We start from the raw sequence: 643 nt of genomic DNA, 5'->3' as shown, positions 1-643 counted from the left end.
GGCCGGCATCTACGGCCTCCCAGGCCCGGCGCGGGTCAAGCGCATGCGCGGGGTCGTCACCTCCGATGACCTGGTCAACCGCAAGTTCCACCGGCTGCAGCCGAACGAGCTGTGGGTCACCGACATCACCGAACACCCCACGCGTGAGGGCAAGGTCTTCTGTGCCGCGGTCCTGGACGCCTTCAGCCGCCGCATCGTTGGCTGGTCCATCGACTCCCGCCAGGACACCACCCTGGTCATCAACGCGCTCGACATGGCCGTCCGCAACCGCCGCCCGGGACCCGGCGGCATCGTCCACGCCGACCACGGAGTCCAGTTCACCTCGTGGGCCTTCGGCGAGACAATCCGCTCCGCAGGGCTCATGCCCTCCTTCGGCAGCGTCGGCGACGGCCTCGACAACGCCATGATGGAGTCGTTCTGGTCCTCGATGCAGACCGAGCTGCTCAACCGCAAGAAGTGGAAGACCCGCCTTGAGCTCTCGAACGCGATCTTCGAGTACATCGAGATCTTCTACAACCGCCAGCGACGGCACTCCGCCCTCGGCTACCGCACCCCGATCGAGCACGAACTACTCTCCGAGAAGACACCCCAACCCGCCTGAGACTCACCACCGAATCTGGAAACCAGGCTGTAGGGCAGGTCA

General features: G+C 65.6%; 1 protein-coding gene. It reads left to right on the top strand.

Going from position 1 to position 643, the window contains the following annotated elements:
* A partial coding sequence (locus IG69_RS0119500; protein ID WP_030529826.1) for an IS3 family transposase occupies positions 1–601 on the top strand: 601 nt, incomplete at its 5' end.
* Between the last annotated feature and the right edge of the window lie 42 nt (positions 602–643).

Source organism: Phycicoccus jejuensis, from assembly GCF_000720925.1.
Taxonomy (GTDB): Bacteria; Actinomycetota; Actinomycetes; order Actinomycetales; family Dermatophilaceae; genus Phycicoccus; species Phycicoccus jejuensis.
The sequence above is the reverse complement of the archived record's forward strand: the minus strand, read 5'-3'. Positions and strand labels throughout refer to the sequence as shown.